Raw genomic sequence first — 349 nt, forward strand, 5'->3', positions numbered from 1 at the left:
AGCGTATTTTTAGTCTGATATTCAGGGCATGCTTCAATCAACTTCACGAGTTTTTTCTCGATGTTGGTGATTTAATTTTTCATCGCAGTGAGCATGGGTTTGATGGTTGAATGCAAGGTTTTGGGCAGTATCTGCAAGCGGTTCTTTTCCATCGTTTGCATAGATAGGAGCTGGTTTCTCCTGATGACTAAATCACTCATTAAACGTATATTTTCCGCCTTGATAATGGTGATTTCAGGCTTAATGGCGTCGCCATAATGTGCAATTAACTCAGCATCTAAGCGGTCATTTTTCGCTCTGCGGCCAATGGCGCCGGCGAAGCGTTTAATGTGCACAGGGTTGGCGCGTA

1 pseudogene is annotated in these 349 nt (G+C 43.8%); it reads right to left on the reverse strand.

Annotation, left to right across the window (positions count from 1 at the left end):
• A pseudogene (locus tag HLG76_RS14720) lies at window positions 1–349 on the reverse strand (transposase); the annotation flags it as partial.

This window comes from Salinivibrio sp. EAGSL, assembly GCF_013366455.1.
Classification (GTDB): domain Bacteria; phylum Pseudomonadota; class Gammaproteobacteria; order Enterobacterales; family Vibrionaceae; genus Salinivibrio; species Salinivibrio costicola.